We start from the raw sequence: 17512 nt of genomic DNA on the forward strand, positions 1-17512 counted from the left end.
GAAGGCAATTTCGATTCATATATTGCCCGGGCTCTTGGTCATCGCTGTGACGTATCTTCTTGTTTTGGTACGATTTTTGTGTCGACGATGTTTTGGAAAAATTTTTTCAAATATAATAACTTTGCCTACCGGCTGCAGGGTTTGGATGCGGGTGTATTGATGGGGCAGCTATTGGAAGTATCTAAACGGTTTAGCTGGGAATCGGGGGTGTACTTTCAATATCTTGATCAGGCTGTAAATCATTTGCTAGGTTTATCGGAAAAAGAGGAAAGCGTTTATGCGGTTATCCCGTTATCGGTAGAACCTACCATTTGGTCAGCAAACGGGAGTGAAAGGGAAAGAATGGTATCCTCAGAAGAGCTGATCCGGGAATTACAAGCGATTCAGCCTGATCACTATGTCCGCTCAAAGAAGGTAAAAGAATTCCCCATGTTAACCAAATTAAATCATGCAGCCATGCAAAATTCTCCTTCTTCGTTTGTCTTAGTCAAGGAAAAGCGAAATGTGAAAGCTGAAGGTCAACTGGTAGCTCTGCCAGAAACAGGGTGGATGTCATATGATTTGGCTACTGCATGTCGAAATCGATTTTCTCCTAGCCTGGATTTCGTGTCGGGAAAAGTCAGTCAACAGATAGTAGCTTATCTCTTGCAGGAGACGACGGACTCCTTTTCGTATCGAAATGATTTGGAAGCCGTGCATCAAAACCATGAGCCACGCGTCAATCTAAGTGTTTGTATGTATAATGTTGAAGGGATCCCTGATGGTGCATATCGCTATGAACGTCATGCCCATGCACTTAGACAGGTCCAACCCGGGGATCACCGACTCCTACTCCAATCCGGAATGTCAATGGACAATGTCAATTTGCACCAAGTCCCACTCTGCTTTCATGTTACAGGAGAGAAGGATTACGATAAAGGTGCATTCGGATATAGAGGATATCGTATCCAGCAGATGGAGGCAGGCATGCTCGTGCAACGTTTACTCATCGTTGCATCAGCGTTAGGGTTAGGAGGGCACCCACTCCTCGGATATGATGTGAAATTGTGTGATCACCTGTATAGGTTGGATACTCAAGGGAATACGGCTCTCATCCAGATTCCCATTGGTCCATATCAACAACGGCCTTGGTTAGTAGGAGGTTTGCATTGTTAAAAGCTTGCTTCATGAAATAAGCGTGGATTCAGAGGTATAGCTCAAACAGAGGGTATAGTTAGAGATACTTGGGGAGCCGCACCAGTTGAGGAGGTGTATAAAGGTTGAATCTTAACGTCAACCTTATACATCTCCTTTTTAATTGGAATCACCACTACTTCTCTTTAGGTTAACGTAATTTGATAAACTCCCAAACCTAAAATTGGCAGCTCAACACCATTAATTAAGACAACTTTTTCATGTGTAATCCTCCTAATATCTGAATCTTTAATTGTAGTTAATCCAAGTTCATTTCTTTAGAAGTAGTTACCGGTTTCCCGTTTTTAATTAGCACTACATTGAAGAAAACAGCTAGCAAACTGGTTGTAAATATAATGACTCCTAATGGAATAGCCGAATTTTCACCCGCCATCCCCACAAGTGGGGAAGTTATTGAACCTAATAAAAAGGGCATGATACCTAACAGTGCAGAAGCACTTCCTGCCACATGTCCTTGTGACTCTATTGCTAAAGTAAATGAAATAGGTCCAACAATACCCAGTGCTACATTGGATAAGAAAAGTGAGATGACTAGCGCTGCTAATGTTCCATGAGCAAGAACCACAATAAGGACGGCAATACTTGAAATAAGAGAAGATACCAATCCAATCACAAAAATATGATGCGGAGTTGTTCGTTCCGCCAGTCGTTTTACTAATTGAGCCCCAAGCATTAAACTAATTCCATTCAAAGCGAATAGAATTGAAAACATTTGAGGAGATACACCATAAATGTTTTGGTAAATAAAAGGGCTTCCTGAAATGTAAGCAAAACAGCCTCCAAATAAAATGCCAGAAGCAAGACCATAACCCATAAAATTTCTATCTTGAAGCAAAGTTTTATAGTTTTTAAATATTTCTTTAAAATCACTAGCGATACGATTTTCTGTCGATAAAGTTTCTTTCACTTTCCAAACTGTCATGATGGTCAAGTATATTCCAACAATTCCTGTAACAATAAATACACCTATCCATGAAGTGAAAGAAATGACCGCACTTCCTGCAAGTGGTGAAAGTAATGGGGTAACACTTGTAATCGTCGTAAGAAGTGCAAAAAACTTTGTTAATTCAACACCATCGTATAGATCGCGAACGATGGCACGAGCGATAACAAGCCCTGCAGAAGCAGAGAATCCTTGTATGAAACGCAAAACAATAAAAAATTCAACATTTGGTGAAATGGCACACCCGATGGAGGAAATCAAAAATAGAATCATAGAAAATAGCAAAGGTTTTCTTCTACCGTGAACATCACTTAAAGGACCAATGATAATTTGACCCAAGCTTAATCCTAATAGGGCAGAGGTTAAACTCGCCTGAACCATCGATGCGTTTGTATCAAAGAACTCCATAATTTGTGGAAATGATGATAGATACATATCCACGGTGAATGGTCCCAATGCACAAAAGACTGCTAATAAAAGGGCAAATCTAACCTGGTGTTTATTTGTCTTCGAATTCAATTATTTACAACTCCTTTGTAATTATTAATTACTTGATGACGCTGAACCATTTACTGGATACCAATTGTCTCCACGTTTCTCAAAATGCATTTCAATTTTCATACTCCAAGTGTTTCGAAAACCGTAAATTCTAGCATCAATTTTTGTTTTGCAAATGAGAATAGCAGTATTCCCATCTATAGTGATTGTTGTTTTTTGAGGCATAGTTTTGAAGTATTTCATTTCTTCACTTTCTATTTGTTCAAGCCATTCTTCCTTACTTTGTTGATAACCAGTCATGTGTACTAATACATAATTGTTATCAAGGATGGTATCCAATGTTTCCGTATCTTTTTTAACCATTGCATTATCAATCTGTTTATAAATTTCTAGGATTTTTTGTTGGTCATCGTTGATCATTTTAGTTTTGAAACCTCCTATTTCATTATTTAGAAGCCATAGATGGGCCAATCCATAAATGGATAACCCATCTTAGAAATTACGCAAGTTAAGCAATTATTGATTTAATTCTTTTCTATCTTGCCACACAAATGTTGATGTTCTTTTAGAAATCAACCACTGTCCGTTTTCATAGACGTATTCATCCTTATAAGAAACTCCCGAACTGTTTTTTACCCTTATACCATTTTCTTCACTAATGAGGTCTACTAGGCAATAGAGAGTCCCTTCAGCTTGATTGTCCTTGATAGAAACCACGTGTTGACCGTTGATATGATAAACCGTTTCAAAATTTGCTAAGAAAGATTCGAAAGCTTCTCCAATTCTTTTCGTTCCCGTCAAACTTGAAATTAACTGGCCGTTTACATAGGACTCTACAGTAGCGTCTTTCGTAAAAAGATCTGTTTGCTTCCAAGCCTCTTTGTTGTCTGCAAGTATTGAGAAATTATCAACAAGTTCTCTAAGGGCTCTCACGTTTTCTAGTTCTTCAATTCTTTTTTCTAAGTAAGTTTGTGTCATATTTTTTCCTCCGTATTTTCATCTAGTTTAGAAAGCTATCTATTTATTACTTCACTTAAAACCGATTATTGAGTGGGGAACATATAGTTCTTCTAAATAGGAAATCTCTTGAGGCTCCAATGTAATTGAGAGAGCTGCGACTGCATCTTCAAGGTGGGACATTTTTGTAGCTCCAATAATAGGAGCGGTAACAGGTTCTTTTTGTAGTACCCATGCAAGAGCGATCTGGGCACGGGAAACACCTTTCTTTTCTGCTATTTCAGCAACTCTCTGCACAATTGGTCGGTCAATATCTTTACTGTAAAAAGAACCCTTAGCAGGATCATTTCCCGAACGATCAGTTGTTTCTTCCCAATCACGTGTTAATTTACCACCCGCAAGTGGACTCCATGGAATTACTGCAATTTTTTCTTCCTTACAAAGTGGAAGCATTTCTCTCTCTTCTTCACGGTATAATAGGTTTATTTGATTTTGCATGGATACGAAACGAGTCCATCCGTTTTTCTCTGCCACATGGTTTGCCTTTAAAAACTGCCATGCGAACATAGAAGAAGCCCCGATGTATCGTGCCTTCCCAGCCTTTACGACATCATGTAAAGCTTCCATCGTCTCCTCAATGGGGGTACTGTAATCCCAACGGTGAATTTGATAAAGGTCTACATAATCTGTTCCAAGGCGTTTAAGGCTTTGATCGATTTCAGCCATGATTGCCTTACGGGAGAGACCTTTCCCGTTTGGACCTTGATACATTGGAAAGTAAACTTTCGTAGCCAGTACAATTTCCTCTCGGTTTGCATATTCTTTTAAAATTTCTCCGATAAATTCTTCGCTTGTTCCTTCTGAATAATAATTCGCTGTATCGAAAAAATTGATGCCAGACTCTAGTGCTTTTATAATAATAAGACGACTTGAATCCTTATCTAATGTCCATTCAGGAAACCCTCGTTCGGGTGTTCCAAAACTCATACACCCAAGACAAAGTCTTGATACATCCAAACCCGTATTACCTAGTTTTATATACTCCATTTTCTTAACCTCCGTTTTGGTATTTAGATTCTGATCACACACCAAAAAAAGTTGGGATTGTTGTGTTATTTCACATCTGTGTATAATATAGGATGAATAAAGATTGCGTACAATTGTCAATTCACCTTGATTCGTGAATTAATACACAAATCCATATATATTGTGTAAAAACTTCGAGGAGGACATTCATTTGGATAAAGTAGACAGAAGAATATTAAAATCCAAAGAGGCGATAAAAAAGGCTTTTGTGGAACTAATGAGTGAAAAAAAATTTGACGGAATTACTATACAAGAAATTTCAGATAGAGCAGATGTCAGTAGGAGAACGTTCTATCTTCATTACCTAGATAAATTCGACCTACTCGATAAACTTATTGAGGAACACATTAACAACCTAAGAGATTTGTGTGTATCGTTGTCAGATATGGATTTTATAAACGGTGGCCAATTCTTTTTTGAGTATTTTGAAAGCAACTACTTGTTTTTCTCAACGATGTTAGTCGGTGGAGGAGAACTTTCTTTCCGTGCTCAATTCCTTGAGTTTTCTGTAGAATTATTAAAGGGGGAAGTAGATACTGGTGAAGGGAAAAATAAGGGATTAAGTGAAGAGGTTGTTCTTCGGTTTGTAGCAGCTGCTTATGTTGAAGTGATTGAATGGTGGTTTAAGGAAGGGATGCCTCATCCGCCACGTGTGATGGCAGAACAAGTAGGGGAATTGATAGAAAGAATTCTCTAGTGGAATCTAAAAATGGTTTAATTGTGAAGTATTTTACTTACACTGAAGGGGGCTTTGATCCAGAAGGATTAATGCCCTTTTTTGTTGAAGTTATTGTACAAACGGGGAGTTTGTTTAAGTGTAATCCTCCACAAATTATAGAAGAAAGCCGACCTTTTTAGGAAGATCAGCCTTCTTCTATTTAAATAACGGAATGACTTTGTTTTTTGTTAATTCAATAAATGCCTTTACAAGTGGTGATCTATTCCCACTCTCCCATGCTAGAGCTGTAGTAGTATTAAACGTTATATTCTCAATTTCACGGTATACAATCACATTATTTAGTAATATTTGTATGGAAGTTGGTACTATCGCTACACCAATTCCTGATGATACTAAAGATATAACACTAGACATTTCTTTTGTCTCTTGTACGATCTTTGGGCTAAACCCTGCCAAATAACAACTGTTAATCACCCCATCATAATGTCTTGGATTTGCATCTCTGCCAGTTAAAATAAACGGCTCATTAGCTATATCAACAAGATTTATTGGAGAAGTATCGGAAGCTAAAGGATGTTCTTTCGGTAAGGCTAAAACCATTGGTTCTTGTCTTATTATTTCATAATTAACCGATTCACTTTCAGTAGGTTCACTGATTATCCCTATTTGAATGGTTCCATCATGTAAGGAATGTAATTGTTCTTCAGAGGTTAACTGTTTTAAAACTACTTTAATTGCAGGGTATTGTTTTCTGTAGCATTTCATAATGTTTGGTAGAATATCATAAGCTGCTGATGCTATGAAACCAATAACGATTTCTCCTATTTCTCCACGATTCACCATCCTTACTTTTTCAATGGCTTCGTCCAGATTATTAAAAATCTGATATACATTTTCCAAAAATACTTGTCCTTCTTCTGTTAATTCTACATTTCTTTTCGTTCGATGGAAAAGCGATACTCCTAATTCTTCTTCCAATTGGCGAATTTGCTGACTTAATGGTGGCTGTGCCATTTTTAATCTAGCTGCAGCTTTGCCAAAATGCAATTCTTCAGCAACTGTCTTGAAATATTTCAAATGACGTAATTCCAACTTAGTTTCTCTCCTCTTTAATACTTTTAAAGTATTAATGTCTAATAAATATATATTAGACATATTTATAAGGGTTTTGTAAAGTTAAAATAACAATAATCATGAGAGAAGGTTTTGAAATTGAATTCATCATCAAAATTATGGACTAGGCAGTTTACCCTCATTATTTTAATAACTGTCTCATTTTATCTCTGTCTACATATGCTTACTGGGGGATATTCTGTGTTTGTTACAGAATTTACTCACAATCCAACTTTAGGAGGTGTTATGACTACAGCTTTTATGTTGGCAGCCATCATAACTCGTCCGATAATTGGCATTTTCATTCACAAAATAAACATTAAAAAGGTGTTATGTTTTGTCCTACTTTTTACCCTCGCTTTTATTATGATTAGTTACAGCCAAGAAGCGATTCCTTTATTAATAACATTACGAATATTAGAAGGGATTGGCTTTGGATGTACGACTACTCTACTTGCCACACTCGCGACAAACTTAATCCCAAATGAACGGCTTGGTGAAGGAATAGGCTATTTTGGAATGGCGACAAGTCTAGGGGCAACTCTTGGTCCCATGTTTGCCCTTTCCATTTTGCATTCTTTTTCTTTTAAAATACTCCTTTTTATTACGATGATTCTATTAGTTTTTTCATTTATTTTTGCATTGTTTATTAAGAATAAATTCGAACATGCATTCTCTAGACCTTTTAATCAAAAAAATTCACTGATAGATTTGGCGTTTGATAAACGAGCTATGATTCCATGCTTATTAGTCATGCTATTTTATTGTACCTATTCAGGGATTGTTAATTTTCTTAATGGTTTAGGAGAAGAAAAGAATTTAAGTGACAAAGTTCCTCTTTTCTTTTTAATTATTGCTGTTGTCATCGTATTAATTAGACCAATTTCTGGGAAGATTTTTGATCGGAAGGGAGATAAATACTTAATTTATCCGGCAAGTATTTGTAGTATCATTGGTTTAAATTTGTTAGCATTTACACATGAACTTTTTACATTACTCGTTGCAGCCATTCTTTATGGTATTGCTTATAGTGTCATGCAACCTTCATTTCAAGCATTGGCTATAAAGAAGGTAAGTGCTGATAAAAAAGGGACAGCTAATGCAATGGCTCTCAACTCTATGGATTTAGGAATGGCGCTTGGTGGACCCTTACTTGGTAGTGTAGTCAGTGTAACAAGTTACAACGGGATGTTTGGTCTATCATCCCTTTTAATTGTGGTCCTTATTTTAATATATATGAAGGAAATTATCGGCAGAAATGTGCGGAGCTTGGCATAACAAATGTTTTGCAAGGATTATAATCAATATTAATAAATTAGATCACATACAGGTGGAACAGTTTTTGCATACACCCTACAAGGTCGATGGAGATATCTGGAGAGAGATGGGTTGCGAAAGAGGGAACTGTTATCTTCGAAACACTAGGAGATATTATCACAGTCGCGGCCATCTTCGCAAAAAAAAGCCTAGCAAGGTGCAGGCCAAACCAATGAAGAATGTGCGGAATCTACTGCTTCGTACAGGCTGTGGAGCAAGGTTATCGCTATTGTGAAGTGAACGTGGACAAGTCTTCGACTCGGAAATCTCCATCTCTTCGGTTCCTTCGCTTTCCTTCTCAAATGAAGGGGAAGCTAAGTCAGTTCTTGGTCATTTATGAGTTTCGCTTTGGGCTGTTTAAACACGTCATCCTGCCACAGTTGATACAGATAAATGATAAACGCAAAACCGACCATCATAGCAACAATAGCTATTGTAGACAAAGTCGATTCACTCGAAACAAGCCCCATCCGTTGCCATACCGGATAAACGATGTACATAAATAACCCGTCCAAAAGTATATTGACAGTCAAATAAATCCAAAATTTCCCGAAAGTAAAGCGGAATATCCAGATAACTATAACTAAATATGCTCCATATACCCAAGGAACCGGGACGACTTTATCCCACCCGAACAGACTAGAACCTGTCTCTTTCCACCATCCGTAATGGTAAGCCGCTTGATATGCCAAGGTATGAATAACGGTCATAAAAAGAGCGACCGGCATGTACCTGCGTACAGTATCCATTTTCAAAAAAAACAAGGACGCCCAAGGCAATATCAAGAGTGACCAGAGAATAATCTGTTTCATGTCATTAATACCCCACATTAGTTTTATGTGTAGTGTTACTCTCGGTTCATATATTTATTCGATTTATCCGATAAAAGTAACTGAAAAACCGACTTGGTTAAGCAGAATAAAATTTCCAATTGGGAATAATGTTTCAGTTGGCTCCGATTTAGAGGGTTTTATCTCATTCTTTATATACCAATTAAGCCTGGTGCTTTCTATTTAAAAGCTGATATATACTTTATGGTCAAATAGAAATTTGTGTTTACATTCATTACGGGAAACAAGGGGCACTAGAAACCCCAGATTGTGAAGTTTATAAAGGACGTAGTTTAGAGAGAGACGCTAAGTTTGTTGTGCTAAGGGGATGTGAAAGAAGGAAATCACAGAGGAAAATCATTTATACGTTTGAATTAGATAATAACCCTTGGGTTCATGAGTCCTTTTGCACTTTTGAAGGGTCAATACATGATTAAATATTATAGATTAAACGTAAAGGGAGTCCCAAAATTTTGGGACTCCCTCTTTAATAAATTTTATTTGAATCAGAAATAACTGAAAGGACTAGCATTTTCCTAAGATAATAGACACAAATTAATTGACAGAACAAATGAACACTATTAATATTCTATATGTTAACCTATTGTTAATCAGGTTAACATATGAGGTTGTGTGGTAAAACATTGGAAATATTGTAATTAAATTACGAGGAAGAGGACAGATAGTATGGAAGCGGGAAAGTATTATAGCGTTAGAATGAGAGCTGCCAAGAAAGGATCACACGAACATGGGGGAAAGCATATATCTGGCGGGGAACTACTATCAACCTATAGCCATATGAAACAAGCAGTGAATGATTTACTGGAAAAAGGTTTACATCATTCAAGAGGAAAACCGGATTTTATGCAGATTCAATTTGAATTGATTGAAGAGCCTATTAAACTTATAAAGCCATTACAGGTTGTGACAAATGAAGTGGAATCAGTAGATATGGGACAAGCATTATGTAGAAAGCTTTTGGAGAAGGCTGGCATCGAAAGGCAGGTTATCGAAAAAGCCTATCAACATATGACTGAATATTCAGGAATTAGAGGCGCTATATTGATTGATGTTCATTCAGGTGAACGTTTTGATGATCGGAACGATAAAGGCGTGCGTGTTTCTAGAATGGACTGGTTGGACACTAATTTTGAAAAATGGGCTGACTACTACAAGATGCCTAAAAACTCCAGAATTAAGGAGGCACTAGTGCTTGCAACAAAGGTGAGTGAGCATCCGGCTACTGTCGCGGAATTATGTTGGTCAGATGATCCTGAATACATAACAGGGTATGTTGCAACTAAAAGGATAGGCTATCAACGGATTACTAAGCTAAAAGAATACGGAGATGAAAGAGGCTGTCGAATCTTTTTTGTTGATTGCTTAAAAGATCCGAATTCATACATACATTACTTAGAGAAACAGCCCGTCTTCATTCAATGGGAGGAAGAAAATGACTCAAGAATTAATTGAAAAAAGTAAAAAGCATCTTTGGCTGCCTTTCACGCAAATGAAAGATTACGATGAAAATCCTTTGATTATTGAGAGTGGAAAAGGAATTAAAGTGAAAGACATTGATGGTAAGGAATATTACGATGGCTTTTCTTCTGTTTGGCTTAATGTACATGGACACAGAAAAAAGGAATTAGATGACGCAATAACAAAACAACTTGGAAAAATTGCGCACTCAACATTATTGGGTATGACCAATGTGCCAGCAACAGAGCTTGCTGAAAAACTAATTGAAATAAGTCCTGAAAAGCTGACACGTGTATTTTATTCTGATAGTGGAGCAGAAGCGATGGAAATTGCTCTTAAGATGGCGTTTCAATATTGGAAGAACACCGGTAAGCCAGAAAAACAAAAATTTATCTCTATGAATAATGGCTACCATGGCGATACGATTGGTGCTGTAAGTGTCGGTTCCATTGCGCTATACCATCAAGTATACGGCCCATTAATGTTTGAGAGTTTTAAGGCGCCCATTCCTTACGTATATCGTTTTGAGGGTGGTGATCCGGCCCAGTGCCGCGATGAATGTTTAGGTACGCTTGAACAGTTACTGATTGAAAATCACCAAGAAATCGCTGCACTTACAATTGAATCGATTGTCCAAGGAGCAGGAGGAATAATTATGATGCCAGAAGGTTTTTTAACTGGTGTACGTGAGCTTTGTACAAAATATAGTGTCTTACTGATTGTAGATGAAGTGGCAACGGGTTTTGGCCGCACCGGGAAAATGTTTGCATGTGAACATGAAAGTGTCCAGCCAGACATTATGGCAATCGGGAAAGGAATTACAGGAGGCTATTTGCCCATTGCTGCTACATTAACAACAGAGGAAATCTACATGGCATTCTATGATGACTATCATAAGTTAAAAACGTTGTTCCATGGTCATTCTTATACGGGAAATCAGCTGGGATGTGCCGTTGCACTTGAAAATTTACGATTGTTTGAATCGGAAAAAATCGTAGAACAGGTAGCTAACCATTCAGAGGACCTTCATTTACTCCTTAATGAGCTGCACTCACTCCCACACGTAGGAGACATCAGACAACTTGGTTTTATGTGTGGAATCGAGCTTGTTCGCTCAAAGGAAACAAAGGAGCCTTTTCCTGCTGAAACACGAGTAGGTTATCAGGTTACCCTAAAAATGAGAGAGCTAGGTATGCTAACAAGACCATTGGGTGATGTCATTGTGTTTATGCCTCCGCTCGTTAGTACAAGGGAAGAACTGAGAGCCATGGTTATGATCATGAAAGAAGCAATAAGTGAAGTAACAACTGGGGTAAGATTTGTTGATGTTTGATGGATGGTTACGTGATCGATTAGACAAGACGAAAGAGGCTGGTTTGAATCGAAAGGTACGAACGATGAATACTGCCCCTCTTCCAAAGATGGTTATTGATGGCCAGAAACAAATCGTCTTTGCATCCAATAATTATTTAGGGCTGGCGAATGATCAACGATTGATTTATGCAGCAGAAAGGATCCTACATGAGTTTGGCGTAGGAAGTAGTGGTTCCAGGTTAATTACAGGTCATACTGATTGGCATCAAAAACTTGAAGATAGAATTTCCAACTTTAAGCGAACAGAGTCAGCCCTCCTGTTTTCAAGCGGCTATTTAGCTAATGTTGGTGTGCTATCCTCATTACCAGAAAAAGGGGATGTTATTTTAAGTGATGAATTAAATCATGCGAGTATTATTGATGGCTGCCGACTATCAAAAGCCAACACCATGGTTTATAACCATATTGATATGGATGATCTTGAAGAAAAGCTAAAAGCAACAGAATCTTGTCTTCGACGTTTTATTGTAACTGATGGAGTATTTAGTATGGATGGGACAATTGCGCCGCTTGATAAGATTATGTCACTTGCCAAATGCTATCATGCTTTCGTGATTGTTGATGATGCCCACGCAACGGGTGTTTTAGGAGAGAACGGCAGGGGGACTAGCGAATATTTCGGTGTTTATCCAGATGTGATTATTGGTACCTTAAGCAAAGCCATTGGCACTGAAGGGGGTTTCGTCTGTGGATCGAAGGTGTTAATTGACTTTTTATTAAACCATGCTAGAACGTTTATCTTTCAAACATCACTTCCACCAGCCATCTGTGCAGCTTCATATAAAGCCATAGAGATTATTGAACATAGTAAAGTAAAACGCCAACTCTTGCTTTCAAATGTGAAAAAGGTAAGAACGAGTTTAGTAGATATGGGCTTTACAGTGAAAGGGGACAATACACCGATTCTACCTGTAATCATTGGTGATACCCATAAGACTGTCATATTTGCAAAAAGACTACAGGAAAAGGGAATATATGCACCAGCAATTCGCCCTCCAACCGTAGCATTAGGAGAAAGTCGTATTCGGTTAACCGTCACAGCTGACCATAATTTAAGAGAAATAGATTACTTGTTAGAGTCTTTTAATTTAATTGGAAAAGAGTTGAACATGATTAAATGAACGGATTTTTTGTAACAGGCACGGATACAGGGGTTGGGAAAACCATTATAGCTTGTGGACTGGCTGCTGTATTAAAAGAGAAAAGATTTGATGTTGGCGTATTTAAGCCATTATTAAGTGGTATTTCACGGGATGATCCAGAAAGCGATACAAGTTTGTTAAAGAAAATGTCACAAACGTATCTTTCTCATGAAGATATTACCCCTTTTGAATTTAAGGAGCCACTTGCTCCGTACGTGGCTGGGAAGTTGGAAGGGAAGCTCATTGGCATTGAAGAGGTGCTGCATTATTGGGAAATGATTAGAGGAAAACACCAATATTTCATTGTAGAAGGTGCTGGTGGCATTTCAGTCCCACTGGGTGAAAATTTTTTAGTTAGTGACTTAATAAAAGCTTTAGAGCTGCCAATTGTTATTGTAGCTCGACCTAATCTAGGTACCATTAATCATACTTTTTTAACCGTTCAATACGCAAAAAGTATGGGACTTAGAATTGCGGGAATAGTGATTAACGGCATAAGTGATCATCCTGACCTTGCCGAAATAACAAACCCGAAACTAATAGAAGAGTTATGTGGAGTCCCTATATTAGGAATAACCCCTAAATTTAATGAAATAACACATGAAAACATTAAAAATATCGTAAAGGATCACATTGATATGACATTATTAATCAATCAGATGGAGGCAGGAAGATGAATCAATGGATGGTACATAGCATTGAATTTGTAGGGGGCATGAAATGAAGAATGTTTTAAATGAACAAGAAATGATAACCAGATCATTTTCACTTACATCTCCTGAGTTTTTAAGAAATCCTTATCCTTATTATGATAAGCTGCGGTCCATTAATCCTATCTACTGGGGGAATTCAGTAAAATATCCAGGATGGTATGTAACCGGATATGAAGAGGCAGTAGCGATCCTTAAAGATACCCGATTTAAAAATCGCATTCCTTTACCACAGACATCAAAAAAGTATGAGCATCTAAAAAATATACAGAATGACATGATGCTTTTTAAGAATGAGCCTGACCATAAGCGGTTACGGATGCTCGTAAGTAATGTATTTAATCCAAGTGCTATTGAAGCTTATCGTCCTTATATAAAAGAAACAGTTAATGAACTACTGAATGAGGTAGAGACTAAGAAAGGAATGGATGTTGTTTCAGATTATGCGTTTCCTTTAGCCAGCCTAATTATAGCTAAAATTTTAGGAGTTCCAGCCGATGAACGGAATCAATTTAGAGAATGGGCTGTAACCTTAATTCAAACAATAGATTTTACTCGAACGAGAATGGGATTAGCAAATGGTAACGATACGATTAGAAAGTTACTAGTTTTTTTTAGAGAGCTGATTACAAAGCGGAAACATAACCCTCAAGATGATCTGATTAGCATGTTAATTAAAGAGGGACAGCAGGGTGATAAGTTAACTGAAGAAGAATTACTCTCAACTTGTATATTACTTGTTATTGCTGGACATGAAACAACAGTAAATCTCATTAGCAATTCGGTCCTTTCCTTATTAAATCACCCTGAGCAATTAGTGGAGCTAAAGCAAAGACCATCCCTAATTGAAAGGGCAGTTGAGGAGTTTTTACGATATGAGAGCCCAACCCAGATGACAGCTCGCCTTGCATCAGAAGATATTGAATTTAATGGGACGACCATAAAAAAAGGTGAACAAGTATATATCCTTTTGGGAGCTGCCAATCGAGATCCGAAAAAATTCTTCCATGCTAATGTGCTTGATATAACTAGGAATCCTAATCCTCATATTGCCTTTGGATATGGTATTCATTTCTGTTTAGGTTCCTCATTAGCACGATTAGAAGCACAAATCGCTATTCTTACACTCTTACAGCGATTGTCCAACCTTCAAATTGCTACTCCTGACCTACAATGGCGAAAACTTACAGGTTTTCGATCTTTAAAAAAACTGCCAATTACTTTTACTTAAGGGTGAATATAGATTCTGTTTTTATTGTGAAATTCTTTAATGGAAAAACCAAAATAACCAAACAATGTTCGGTTATTTTGGTTTTTCACGAGGTCATTCACATCTCTTTTTGCTAGTGAAAAGCATATAAGCAGTACAGGAAATCATCAAAAGGGAGGGAGGACTCACCCTCCAGTTCCATTTCCAGAAACACTCGTTCTTATGATGTTTCCCCAAACCTGAAGACTGTCGTGAATTAGATGGTGGCGTAACAAGGTACAAGGACTTAATATCAGGTAAAGAGAAACCTATGGTTAATCCATTTTCTATAATGCAAAAGAAATATTATCAAGGAATACCTAATTTGGAAATAAATAATTTATCGGATGAAGGAGTTTTACTACTAGATAAAACCTTATTGAACATTCCTATCTAATTAATAAAGTTACAGAACTTCTATTAACACTAATTGGACGTAGCAAACATCCTTATTCAACAAAAGGGGAGTTTTATGGAATTAAATATAAGTATTATTTTATTATGATGCTCAGGAGGTGCGACTTGGGAATAGAGGGGCTGCTTTACTGATACCAATAGAAATAAATTAAAAGACCGCTCTCATCATAAATTTGATAGAGCGGTCTCCTATTATTCTCATAATTTCATTTTATAGAGGTAGTAATCAATTCAACTTTGAACTTGTAGAATATCCCCTTTAAGTGAAAAATATTTGAACCCTTGTTTTGGCTTTTGAGTACACAAGATTTATGGCTGAAGTTGGTTTATATGCAGAAGACGGTGCAGAACTATTAATAAAATACGGTTCTTCTTTGAGAAACGGCTAAACCAGCACCGTAATATCCAACTGCTGCCGAAACCAATATGACTATATGATTCAACATTAATTTATCTGAATAAGGCGGAACAGTGGAACTCGTTACTTCAGAAACCCATGATTTTAGTGAAGACAATTCTTCTTTGGTTAATACTCCGCTAAAAGTACCGAAATGGTTTTCACAAATCTTTTTCCCTCTTTGGAAATACTTTTGAATTTCTTTTGTTTGGCATACTTGTCCGAAACCAATTTCTAATACCACCTTAGTTACATCTTTTATCATGTTAAAACTCATACCGCTAATTTCTATAACGTTTAAAGGTCTTTTCTTTCCAAACCATCCTGGTAATTAACTTTGTTTATCTTCAAAATCAATTTGAGTCGGTGTATTAATTCTCGAAGGCTAAGGGTTCTTTTTTGTTTAGATGAATTTTAGTGGATAACCAGGACGGATATTATCAGGAGGTTGCCGAATGGAAAGCATTAATCATAACGTGGAACTAATTTCAGCAGAAATAGCAAATCTTGGGACACAATACATAAACGATACATTGTCAATTTGTATTCTCACTCATTCAATTGAAAAGGCAAAAGATGAAGATATTAAAGAAGTTCTTGAATTTGCCCTTAGTATCGGAAAATCTCATATCGTACAAATAACAGAGTTTTTAAATAAAGAGAATTTCCTTATCCCAAAGGGATTTTCAGTAGAAGAAGATATTAACCTAAATGCCCCTGCTTTATTTACGGATACATTTATGATGGTTTATATGCACGTTATGTCATTACTTGGGTTAACAGGTTATGCAGGTGCTACTTCATGTAGATAAGACCAAATAGACTACTTTAATTAATGTAACAATGAAACACCATCTAATATTTTTGATTCGCAACACCTTCTATTTTCATACCTTTTCTTTGCCATGTATGGTATCCGTATATAACAACTGCAATGATTATGAAATGAATATATCTTTCAAAAGGTGTTTGGTTTACCCATTTATAAAAGCCTATTTTCACAAAGATTGGACTCATGAGAAACATAAAAATTGCATCAGTAATCACGTTCGCAATTAAATATAGCCAAAACTTACCGTATGTTAAGTGGAATATCCATATAGTTCCTATAAAGAATGGACCTATTGCAAATGCTTCATAAAAAATAGTTTGTGGAACCAAAGGATGTGCAATCTTCCACCATTTTTGTGTGTATGCTAATTCGTGATAAAGTGCCATAAGGAACAATGTAAAGAATCCAACAGGTGTATAATGCCTTATTGTTTCTTTTTTTAGAAAGAAGAATGAAAACCAAGGGATAATAACCATTATCCATTCTAAGGTTAATATAACTGTCTTACTCTAAAAATTCACACCTTCCTTCAACGTTTCGTATCAAATACTTCTTCGGATATTATTAGCCTTTTCTATTAGACGTATTCCTTTTTTTCCTTTCTACCATTAGTGAGAAGACGGTTCGCTTCTTCCTTGTTTTGTACTTCTTCAATCTTGGTGAAGTTTAGCTGTCCTTTTCCCTTAGGTAAGTTAAGTTCTTCCTTTATCATTACGATAAGTTTTAGCTTCTCCTCTGTGAAGAAATTCACTTAAGCTAACGGGGGCTTTAGTTTAACAACAATTAATATGTTTGCTTACTAAATGAGGTTATTGGATATAAAAAAGGATAGATGAGAACAGGAAATCCTGGTCATCTATCCTTTTTCTTCTGTGATAACACTTTTTTGACTCAGCTTTAAATTATATTATATAACTATTCTACTTTTACATCAGTAGATCGCATGTAACCTTTTAACACTACTTGTTGATTTAATAGAATGCGTCTTAACCTATTGGCATCAATGGGTTGAGGCGTTTTTCTTTTCGTTTATGTACTACGCAAAACTTCTATTAACACTAATCGATCGGCCCTCGTAAACATCCTTATGGAACAAACGGGGCGAGGGAGTTGAAGAAGGTAATATTTGGATCAAGATAGATATAAGTAGAAAAGTTAATAACAAGGGGTGATTTTTGGAGAAAAACATTGGGATGTAGATTTTTTTAAACAAGTAGTAAAAAAACTTTGCAAAAAAACAATATTTCCCCTCAGAAACCTAAATTTGAAATCATCGAGAACGTAATGGTTATTAG

At 36.8% G+C, this 17512-nt stretch carries 16 protein-coding genes and 1 pseudogene; 9 read left to right on the forward strand and 8 right to left on the reverse strand.

All coding sequences use genetic code 11. The annotated features are described in order from the left end of the window. Positions 1-1155, forward strand: a 1155-nt coding sequence (locus ACGLXV_RS24045) for a nitroreductase family protein (protein ID WP_391560613.1), incomplete at its 5' end; no start/stop codon positions are given. Between the two features lie 277 nt (positions 1156-1432). Here ACGLXV_RS24045 and ACGLXV_RS24050 read toward each other — a convergent pair. From ACGLXV_RS24050 to ACGLXV_RS24065, 4 genes are all read right to left on the reverse strand, one after another. Then, positions 1433-2656, reverse strand: a complete 1224-nt coding sequence (locus ACGLXV_RS24050) for a multidrug effflux MFS transporter (protein ID WP_391560614.1) — start codon at positions 2654-2656, stop codon at positions 1433-1435. Between the two features lie 24 nt (positions 2657-2680). After that, positions 2681-3055, reverse strand: coding sequence for a nuclear transport factor 2 family protein (locus tag ACGLXV_RS24055; RefSeq protein WP_391560615.1), 375 nt, complete (start codon positions 3053-3055; stop codon positions 2681-2683). A 96-nt stretch (positions 3056-3151) separates the two neighbouring features. Next, positions 3152-3613: a nuclear transport factor 2 family protein gene (locus tag ACGLXV_RS24060; RefSeq protein ID WP_391560616.1), complete on the reverse strand. Its 462-nt coding sequence runs from the start codon at positions 3611-3613 to the stop codon at positions 3152-3154. 51 nt (positions 3614-3664) lie between these two features. Next, on the reverse strand, positions 3665-4639 hold the full coding sequence (locus tag ACGLXV_RS24065; RefSeq protein ID WP_391560617.1) for an aldo/keto reductase: 975 nt from the start codon (positions 4637-4639) through the stop codon (positions 3665-3667). 190 nt (positions 4640-4829) lie between these two features. Between ACGLXV_RS24065 and ACGLXV_RS24070 the strand changes: the two genes are divergently transcribed. After that, positions 4830-5375 carry a TetR/AcrR family transcriptional regulator gene (locus tag ACGLXV_RS24070; RefSeq protein WP_391560618.1) on the forward strand — a complete coding sequence of 182 codons (546 nt, stop codon included), beginning with the start codon at positions 4830-4832 and terminating at the stop codon, positions 5373-5375. 177 nt (positions 5376-5552) lie between these two features. Here the strand turns inward: ACGLXV_RS24070 and ACGLXV_RS24075 are convergent, their stop codons facing one another. Beyond that, the gene (locus ACGLXV_RS24075; protein WP_391560619.1) at positions 5553-6449 is read right to left on the reverse strand and encodes a LysR family transcriptional regulator; all 897 of its coding nucleotides are present in this window, start codon (positions 6447-6449) and stop codon (positions 5553-5555) included. 120 nt (positions 6450-6569) lie between these two features. Between ACGLXV_RS24075 and ACGLXV_RS24080 the strand changes: the two genes are divergently transcribed. Then, positions 6570-7748: an MFS transporter gene (locus ACGLXV_RS24080; RefSeq protein ID WP_391560620.1), complete on the forward strand. Its 1179-nt coding sequence runs from the start codon at positions 6570-6572 to the stop codon at positions 7746-7748. A gap of 353 nt (positions 7749-8101) precedes the next feature. Here ACGLXV_RS24080 and ACGLXV_RS24085 read toward each other — a convergent pair whose 3' ends face one another. After that, positions 8102-8515, reverse strand: coding sequence for a hypothetical protein (locus tag ACGLXV_RS24085; RefSeq protein ID WP_391560621.1), 414 nt, complete (start codon positions 8513-8515; stop codon positions 8102-8104). A gap of 789 nt (positions 8516-9304) precedes the next feature. Between ACGLXV_RS24085 and bioW the strand changes: the two genes are divergently transcribed. The 5 genes from bioW to ACGLXV_RS24110 are packed head-to-tail and all read left to right on the forward strand — an operon-like array spanning position 9305 to position 14553. Next, on the forward strand, positions 9305-10090 hold the full coding sequence (gene bioW / locus ACGLXV_RS24090) for a 6-carboxyhexanoate--CoA ligase (protein ID WP_391560622.1): 786 nt from the start codon (positions 9305-9307) through the stop codon (positions 10088-10090). Continuing rightward, positions 10071-11429, forward strand: a complete 1359-nt coding sequence (gene bioA / locus ACGLXV_RS24095) for an adenosylmethionine--8-amino-7-oxononanoate transaminase (protein ID WP_391560623.1) — start codon at positions 10071-10073, stop codon at positions 11427-11429. The genes bioW and bioA overlap by 20 nt, the downstream gene beginning before the upstream one ends. Further along, positions 11419-12591 (forward strand): 8-amino-7-oxononanoate synthase, encoded by a 1173-nt coding sequence (gene bioF / locus ACGLXV_RS24100; RefSeq protein ID WP_391560624.1) that lies wholly within the window; start codon positions 11419-11421, stop codon positions 12589-12591. The genes bioA and bioF overlap by 11 nt, the downstream gene beginning before the upstream one ends. Further along, positions 12588-13289: a dethiobiotin synthase gene (bioD, locus tag ACGLXV_RS24105; RefSeq protein WP_391560625.1), complete on the forward strand. Its 702-nt coding sequence runs from the start codon at positions 12588-12590 to the stop codon at positions 13287-13289. The genes bioF and bioD overlap by 4 nt, the downstream gene beginning before the upstream one ends. Positions 13290-13332: 43 nt before the next feature. Further along, on the forward strand, positions 13333-14553 hold the full coding sequence (locus ACGLXV_RS24110) for a cytochrome P450 (RefSeq protein WP_391560626.1): 1221 nt from the start codon (positions 13333-13335) through the stop codon (positions 14551-14553). Between the two features lie 788 nt (positions 14554-15341). Here the strand turns inward: ACGLXV_RS24110 and ACGLXV_RS24115 are convergent. Continuing rightward, positions 15342-15698: pseudogene (locus tag ACGLXV_RS24115) on the reverse strand (DUF3231 family protein); the annotation flags it as partial. A 142-nt stretch (positions 15699-15840) separates the two neighbouring features. Between ACGLXV_RS24115 and ACGLXV_RS24120 the strand changes: the two are divergent. After that, positions 15841-16197: a DUF3231 family protein gene (locus ACGLXV_RS24120; RefSeq protein WP_391560627.1), complete on the forward strand. Its 357-nt coding sequence runs from the start codon at positions 15841-15843 to the stop codon at positions 16195-16197. Between the two features lie 43 nt (positions 16198-16240). Here the strand turns inward: ACGLXV_RS24120 and ACGLXV_RS24125 are convergent, their stop codons facing one another. Beyond that, on the reverse strand, positions 16241-16693 hold the full coding sequence (locus tag ACGLXV_RS24125) for a hypothetical protein (protein ID WP_391560628.1): 453 nt from the start codon (positions 16691-16693) through the stop codon (positions 16241-16243). Positions 16694-17512 lie beyond the last annotated feature (819 nt).

This window comes from Robertmurraya sp., from assembly GCF_036676585.1.
GTDB lineage: Bacteria > Bacillota > Bacilli > Bacillales > Cytobacillaceae > Robertmurraya_A.